The organism is Cupriavidus sp. FW305-27 (assembly GCF_058787995.1).
Window position 1 is genome coordinate 23634 of the sequence record NZ_JBYTAG010000079.1, and the last position, 8045, is coordinate 31678.

Here is an 8045-nt window from a genome sequence, read left to right on the forward strand (position 1 = left end):
ATAACCTGACTTTTGACTGCTCAGTAAATAATTTAGTTACCAAGCGCCTTACCCCGTTTGGCGCTTCCCGCATACACTCCCGATGCGGGATTTTTTTCGAAGTGGATTGAAACGGCAGTCGTCCGTCTAAAAATATGGACGAGTGTTTTACGCTAGTTGCCAGAAATTCACAGGACAGTAACTGGCGGAAAAACTGCGACAAGCTCAACGAGTCGCTAGCGCAGCCTTGTCGATAGCGGGACAGGCAGTGGCATTGTGGGCCCACTGCTCAGAACGCAGCGGCGCGCGTCAAGGTAGATGTCGCCTCATTCATGCAGCCAAACGTTGGTTTTCGGCGCCTGGCTTGATACCGGTGGGCACGGCAATCTCGCGCTCCGGATTGAGCGTGACCGTGTCGATTGGCGACCAGTCTCGCGTGTTGCATGACCAGCGACGCGGGTTGCACTCACGGGCCTGAACATACAGCGCGTGGCGCGCGGCGAGAATCTTGTCGTCTTGTCCGGCGTGCCGCTGCGCCGGGCTCACGTAGCGGATGCCGCTGTGCCGGTGTTCATAGTTGTACCAGTGGACGAAGTGGGCCGCCCAGGTGCGCGCCGCGGCCAGATCGGCAAAGCCCTTGGACGGGAACTCCGGACGGTACTTGGCCGTGCGGAAGAGGCTTTCTACAAACGCGTTATCGTCGCTCACGCGTGGGCGAGAATATGAGGGCTTGACGCCCAGCCAGTGCAACATCGCCAGCACCGTAGTGGCCTTGAGCGTGGCGCCGTTGTCCCCGTGCAGCACCGGCTTGGTCGCCATGGCGTGAATACCCTCGGCCAGCGCCGTGCGCTTGACCAGATGCGCTGCGTGGTTGGCGTCGTCCCGATCGTGGACCTCGAAGCCCACGATCTTGCGGCTGTACACGTCCAGGATGAGGTAGAGATAAAACCAGCGCCCGGCGACCTCGGCCGGCAGGTAGGTCATGTCCCAGCACCACAGTTGGCGCGGCCCCGTGGCCACGTGCGTGGTAGGTGGGCGGCTTTGCCGCGGTGCCTTGGCGCGTCCTCGATGCCGGGTCTGCCCATGGGCGCGCAGCACCCGACCAAAGCTCGATTCGCTGGCCAGGTAGGCACCCTCATCGGCCAGCATGGGCACGATGCGCGCCGGCGGCATGTCGGCGAAGCGCGGCTCGTTGGCAACGGCCAGAATGCGTTCGCGCTCCTCGATGCTCAGCGCATGCGCGGGCGTGGGCCGCTCGGCCCCGGGGCGGCGGTCGCCGACCACCAAGCCATCGTGGGCCTTCCAGCGTTGCAGCGTGCGCACGGTGATGCCAGCTACCTCGCAGGCCAGGCGCAGGCGAGCACCGCCTGCGTGAGCGGTTTCGATATGGCGGACCATCGTTTGGCGATCTTCCAGGCCGATCATGCGTCCTCGTCCTTGTCCTTCGGGAAGATCCCCTCGAGCTTTTTTGAGAGTATCAACAGGGCGGCGGCTTCGGCCAGGGCCTTCTCCTTGCGGCGCAGCTCGCGCTCGAGTTCCTTGATGCGGCGCCGATCGGCCTTTGTCTCACGCTGGGTGGCGCGCGCATCCTCGGGCTCAGCCAGCGCCTGCGTGGCGGCAGTGCGCCACTGCTCCAACTCCTGCGGATACACACCGTTCTCACGGCACCAGGCGTTCTTGCTGGCCTCGTCCATCGCAGCCGTCGCCAGTACCGCCTCAAACCTGGCCGCCGCTGTCCATGCCCGCTCGCGAGCGGGCATGGACATAGCGTCCGCACGCCAGCGCTCCAGCGTGGCCACTGCCACACCCAATTCCCTTGAAACCACTTCCACCGCCGCACTCTCCGGCGGTAACAACCGTGCTACCGCCCGGTCCTAGCGGGTAAGAGAGCAGCGTCTCCGCTGCTCCCTCCCCAAAGAACCGTACGAGCGACTTTCACCGCATACGGCTCAAGCACAGCTAAAGCATCAACTTGGTGATACCGGGCTTTTCGTCTTGCACAAGCCCTTCGCATTCGTCATATCGTTGGTCCTTCTCGCTACTGAGACGAGGGCGCTGAACTGCTATGACGCAGCTTCTTCCAAGCTTCCCCCACGTCGAACCTCAGATACTGGTTTGCGACAGCCACACTTCGCGGAAGTCTGCACCCTTCCAGGTCGGGGCAAAGTTTGAACCCCTATGCACACCATTACAGCATGCCTTTCGCTTTCTCCGCGTTCTCTTACCCGCTCCCCCAAGAGCTTCCCTCGCGGGTCGCCTGCCGCCAACTCGATACACTGATTCAGTGGCGAGGAATCGGGCTTACCACGTTCCCATCCCTACCGACTCGTAAGACTACGCGAGCCTATCCGTTTAGCACCCGTCTATTCTCCGGTGGCACCTCGACGACGTATTCCCATATTCAAGGGGAATAGCCGGCCACCCACCATTTTGGTCAGAGCCTGACAGCAGCTTTGGCTCCTTGGACATCACGAAGATTCTGGCGACGGTTCACTTACGTTGTGCATGCGGAACTTGCCTAGCCTTCACACCGCGCGGCTGCTGGCAGTGTCGGTTCATCCTTGTCACCAAGAAAACCGTCTTACGAGAAGTACATTGTCCCCAAAGCTTCATACCCGATGGTTACCCGTCGCGCATGTCTGGGTAGGCAACTACTGGTCGTACAGCAGGTCACGGTGTCATCCTCAACTACCGGACAACTGTGACAAGGCAAGGATGAGCTTTGCCATCAGTTACTACATGCCGCTTGACGCGCGGCCGACGGCGACACGTGTCGCACTGAATTCTTGTCCGTAACGAGCCACTTCTATCTCTTATCGCCCCCAGGGTTCAAATTCTATCGGGGCGACATCTATTCTGCCGCGGGGGGGCAGTTGACGGGTTTTGGCCACTTCGGTGAATTCGTGCCAGGCGGCGAATCTTGCCGCGAGGTGTGTGCGATAGAGCTAAGCACGCAGCAGACGCCGTTTCAGCGCGCAGTGTTACTCGATCGGAAGCGAGCAGCGTTATAACGGCCGATATTCCAGAACTAACCAGCGTCAAAGACGTAAACAGGGTAAACCGCCTGTACTCGAGTGGAGCAGCACGTATTGTCCGTTCGCGGGAGCCGCAGTACGTTAGCGGCCCCAGCGGGCCGGTCGCGCGCTGACGGAGGCCGGATTGCACTTTGACCTGGCCATCACGTCCCTCCTCAAACGCGCCCTACAGTCGCAGTGGCTGATGTTGGAAGCCCTCGTCCACGATTACAAACGCGAGAGTCAATGCCTTCTATGAGACACGTGAGCGTGTCCCTCCGGATGCAGCGGCTGGCGTCGTCAATCCGATCACGGCACGTCTAGCCGAGTCTCTCGGCCGCCGCCCGCCTACCGACAGGCGCCGCGTGACGGAGCGGAGGCGCGCCTTTCCCCGTAAGCGCTTTCCACGACGAGCCGGCACCGGTGCGAACTCGTCGACAAAGGAGAAACAGGACTACTAGCACAAATTACCGCGTTTTGCAGTAGTCCTTTGCACCGAATAAGGTCTTATTTCGACCTAAGCATCCAGGAGTTCGGGTTCTATGATTCCAGGCTTGGACGCCGAAATCGTCAAGGCAAACATCAAATGAACTCCCTCGCTACCATTGCCCTCGTAGTTGGCCTCAGCTTCATGCTATGCGTGCTGACCATCGTCTCAGCGCGCCGCCGACGTAGACGCGAGCTCATTCAACGCCAAATTTCGCACCTGGATCGAGTGCTCGCCACGCGCCTGCGAAGCTAAGCACCTCCAAGAATAGTATTCAAATCCGTGGCACCGGAATTCTATGAAGTGCTCTTGGTGACCGCACCCATGACGGCCCTCAATGGACTGTCTACGATCTAAGGCAGCGGTAGTCACTGACGATCTCGTCGCCTTCCGTCAGTCGAGCGAGTTCAGGTGATTCCTCCTGCAGGTCGGCTGGCCGCAAGAGGTCAGTCGGGAACCCTTCGGCAAACGATCCACGCGACCAGACGCCATAGCTTCCGACTGGCTGTGTGGCGTGCCCATCCTTACCACATCAAACGGCTGCCCCGCCACCCCTCGGATGCCGGAGGCAATTGGACTGGAAATCGACGGACGTACTTCCTACTATTTCCTTCAGACTCGAGGGGAGCAGTATCTGCAGTAGCCAGACAGGGCCCTGACCAATGTAGTCAGGGCCCATTTTCGTTTTGGCTTGTCCACTAAGGGATAAGCCATGCCTGGATGATCGTAGCCGCCGCCAAACCTCTGACCTGAGGCACGGCCTAAACCTTGCGGGTGATTTTTTTCGCAACTTTTACTCCTGTCACCAGCGGATGCCAGCTACCGACAGGTCCTGGTGCGGATTCGCCAGGGCGATCCTGACCGGGACATCGTCCGATCCAAGTAGACCACGAGAAAGATCAGGACGATGGTGCCAGTCATTTGGAGGTTCAGTCTAGCGCAATGAGATGCAATGTCAGCCAGCGCCAGCGTTGCATGCCTGCTGCGTGGCCGCTTCCTCTGGCCAGGGGCGCAATCCCGTGCGTGCGCCGGCGAACAACCGCTGTCCATGGCATGTCGATCTCGCCAGATTGGCGATCAGGCCTCATGCCGCACGCAATCGCTGCAAGGGCTCAAGCGCCTGCACCGCGCGCTTGAGCATAGCAATCCAGTCGTCGAGCTCGTCCAAGACCTCATCGGCCTGATCAAGCAGCGTGGGACCCGTCGTCGCGTAGGCCAGGCCCGCGCCATTCATGACCGTGTGTGCCATGCCGTGCAGGCGCAGCAGATCGTCGCGCAGCCCGCTCGGGGCGCCGTAGCGAGCGCGGATGGCATCCAGTTGGTCCACCAGACACAAGATGGCCGTCGTGTCGAATGTCTCGCGAAGCGCTGCCAATGCCGCGGCGTCGAACTTGCCATAGGGGGTGCGGGTGTCAGGCATGGCGCGGCCGGCGGACAGAATGGGCGGGACCGGCAAATAGGCTATCGCGGATCCAGGGCTCCGGCACCCGCTCGAGGTTCAACTTGTAGTCGCCGAAGCGCTTGATATTGCTGGTGAGATAGGGACTCAAAATCCCTATGTCGGCCACCTTGATGCGGATGCCTTCCTTCACCATGGCGCGCAGCGCCTGCATCATGTCGGCGGTATTCTGCAGGATCACCGCCGAGGCGATCAGGTCGTTGTAGCGCAAGCGCTTCTGCTGCTCGTCGGGATCGTTCTCCGCCAGCACGTCGCCGCCGAACGAGAACCACTTGGCAAAGCCGTTGTAGGACTCGATCTTGTTGGTGGTGGCGGTGATTTCCTGGCGCAACTCCCGGCTGCCGATCCAGTCGAGCAGGAACACCGTACGCACGACCTTGCCGAGTTCCTGTGCGGCCAGGAACAGGCGGTTGCGGCGGCTTTCCGAGCCGAATCGGCGCAGCAGGAGCGGCGAAGAAATCGTTCCGGCCTGGATCGATAGCGCGACCTGCATCAGGTCTTGCCAGTGGAAGGCGATCAGATCCCAATCGACAGTGTCCGAGAATAGCCGGTCGATGTGCTTGTATTTCACATCGGCGTCAGCGCGGTAGAGCTTAAGGTCCTGCCAGTTGCGAATCCGCGGCATCAGGTTGATGCCAAGCAGGTGAGTGAAGGCGAACACGGCGGCCGACTGACCTTGGGTGTCAGCATGCACGGTATCGGCCTGGACGCTCAGCCCTGCCTTGAGCAGCCCCTCGATCACGTAGATGGCTTCCCACACGCCGGGCGGAATGAAATGGCGGAACACCGCGATGTAATTGTCGGCCACATGCCGGTAGGCCACCGCACCCATCTTGCGATAGCGGAAGTGATAACCGGCCAGCAGGTTGTTATCGTAGAAGTCGTACTGCGTGCCGTCGGCCGCCACGGTCTTGCCATCCCCCCAATGCTTGGGCAGGTCGAGTCGCAGGTACAGCTCGATCAGTTCCCGTTGCGCGGTTTCGAGCCGCTCCAGGCTCAGGTGCCGGCGGTTGACGAACGACATCATGTGGGGTGTCACCCGGTCTCGCATATGCCGGGCCGCCTGGGTGGGTCCGAGGTTGCAGCCCATGGCGAAGATGGTCAGCAGGTACCGCTCGGCAGCATTGCGAATCTTGGGATCGCTGCCGGAGAGTGGGCCGAAGTGCCGCGTGAAGTGAGTCCAGTGCTCGATATTCGCCAGCACGTCCAGCAGGTTGCGTGTAGGCATGCGCCGGATCAGCGCCTGCTGCAACGCCACCGCGCTCGCCGGAATCTCGCGCGCGACAGTGCGCTTGAGCACCGGCTCGCCGTCCTGGCCGATGGTCACGTGCTGGCGTTTGTCGGGAAAACTGCTATCCAGCGTGCGTGCCGCCTCGCCCAGCCACTGGCGCAGATGCGCGACGAAGTCCTGCGCGTTGGCCGGCATGTCCAGCTTGGCGCAGTACTCCGGCAGGCGCCGCTCGCATTCCCGCCAGGGCAGCAGGTGTGCCCGGTAGTCGGCAAAGGCATCGGAGCCCACCACGCACAGGTCGCCGGAGCGCAGTTCGTTCACCATGTGGGAGAGCACACATAGCTCCAGATAGCGCCGGTTGGTCGACGCGCCCTGGTCGTGGGGGCGGCGCACGAGCTTCCTCCAGCGCTCCGAAGCGAAGCTGAGATCCACCTCGGCGGCGATCCACTCGCGGTGCAGCGCTTCGTTTTCCAGCACCACGTCCAGCGCGGCCAGCAGCGTGCGTGACTGGCTGGTCGACTCCCACTCCAGCACCTGCGCCAGGCGCAGCATCACCGAGCGGTGCGCCCGGAAATGCCGCCACAGCAGCGGCAGGTAGTTGTTGCCGCTGAAGGCCCGCACTTCGGCGCAGCTCTCGCGCAAGGCGTCCAGATCACCGGACGGCGCCAGGAAGCGCCGCACCTGCGCGCCGATCTGCGCGTCGTCCTGGCCGTCGGCGACGATATCGACCACGCCGTCGAGTAGCGTGACGAGCTTTTCCATCTGCGCGCGCTGGCGCGACTGGATGCGCTCCATTTCGTCCTTCGCCCGCTTGTGGATGGCACCCATGCGGCGGATGAACATTTCCGCGAGATCGTCCCGGGTGCGCACGCGCATGTGGTTGAGCAAGGCGACGATCAGCGTGTAGCGCTTCTCAGGCAGGATTTCCCGCAGATTGGCCGCGTCCAGGCTCATCGCCTGGCTGGCGAGGGAGCGCAGCTTCGAGGCTGGCACGCCTGCGATCGTGCCAGAGAAATCGCCAAGACCGTCGAGTAAGGTCAGGTGTTCAATCAGTAGGTTGAGATGCTTGCGGGATGGGCGGCGCGCGTGACGCTTGATGTTGTTGTAGGTGGTCAGGCGGTTGGTAAATTCTCGGGTAAGAAGCCGGTCCAGCCTCTGCTTCTCCTCATCAGACAGGCGCCGCGCGACACGCCGGAACAGCGCGGTCTGCGTGCGCGCATGTACTTGCCCGGCGATGCTGTCCAATGTGGAGAAGGCCGGCAGTTCGATCTGGTGCAGGATCAGCGCGTCAATGGTGGCATTGATGATGTCCACCGGCTGATCCATGGATTCCGCTGCCTCGCGCGCGGCGCGAATAGCGGTCTCGTTCGCATCGCTGCCGATATAGGGCTGGACACCCAGAAACTCGCGCACCGCTGTGTAATGACGGTACAGCATGGGAGACAGCCTTCGGTCATAGCCAAACGCCGCATTGGGATCCAGTCCGGCGCTGGCGCGCACATGGTCGATCACGGCGGTCGGTATGCTGTCCAGGTTGGGGAAGTAATGCAGTTGCTGGAAGACCTTCAGTAGCACCAGCAAGCCAAGACGCGCACCCTGGCCGCGGGTGGAACGAGCGGCCCAATCCAGTTCCTCGGCGTCCGGCGTGTAGCACGCCTGCAGTTCCTTGGTGGAGAAGACCTTCGGAAAACGCGGGTAAGCGGTACGCTCGACAGTAGCCATACAGGATCTCGGCAATCGCTGAAGGGCCAGCCAGTCTAGCGGAGGGTCCCGGCGGAACGCTAGTGGCGCCTCATAACCACTGGAAATAACATCGCAAATCTATATAACCAAAAGGCTTATGATAGCGGATTCCCGTATCTTGGCTGGAGGCCT

General features: G+C 61.6%; 3 protein-coding genes. All 3 read right to left on the bottom strand.

Features of this window, described 5'->3' with window-relative positions; translation table 11 throughout:
- Positions 1-309: 309 nt before the first annotated feature.
- Positions 310-1835, bottom strand: a protein-coding gene (locus AC3WRI_RS28590; RefSeq protein WP_454742974.1) for an IS3 family transposase whose coding sequence is annotated in 2 segments (ribosomal slippage) — positions 310-1451 and positions 1451-1835 — 1527 coding nt in all. Because the reading frame shifts where the segments join, the coding sequence is not laid out codon by codon here.
- A 2729-nt stretch (positions 1836-4564) separates the two neighbouring features.
- On the bottom strand, positions 4565-4900 hold the full coding sequence (gene tnpC, locus AC3WRI_RS28595; protein WP_454742975.1) for a Tn3 family transposase post-transcriptional regulator TnpC: 336 nt from the start codon (positions 4898-4900) through the stop codon (positions 4565-4567).
- A complete protein-coding gene (locus AC3WRI_RS28600; RefSeq protein WP_454742976.1) occupies positions 4893-7892 on the bottom strand; it encodes a Tn3 family transposase in 3000 nt (999 codons plus the stop codon). The genes tnpC and AC3WRI_RS28600 overlap by 8 nt, the downstream gene beginning before the upstream one ends.
- Positions 7893-8045: the final 153 nt, after the last annotated feature.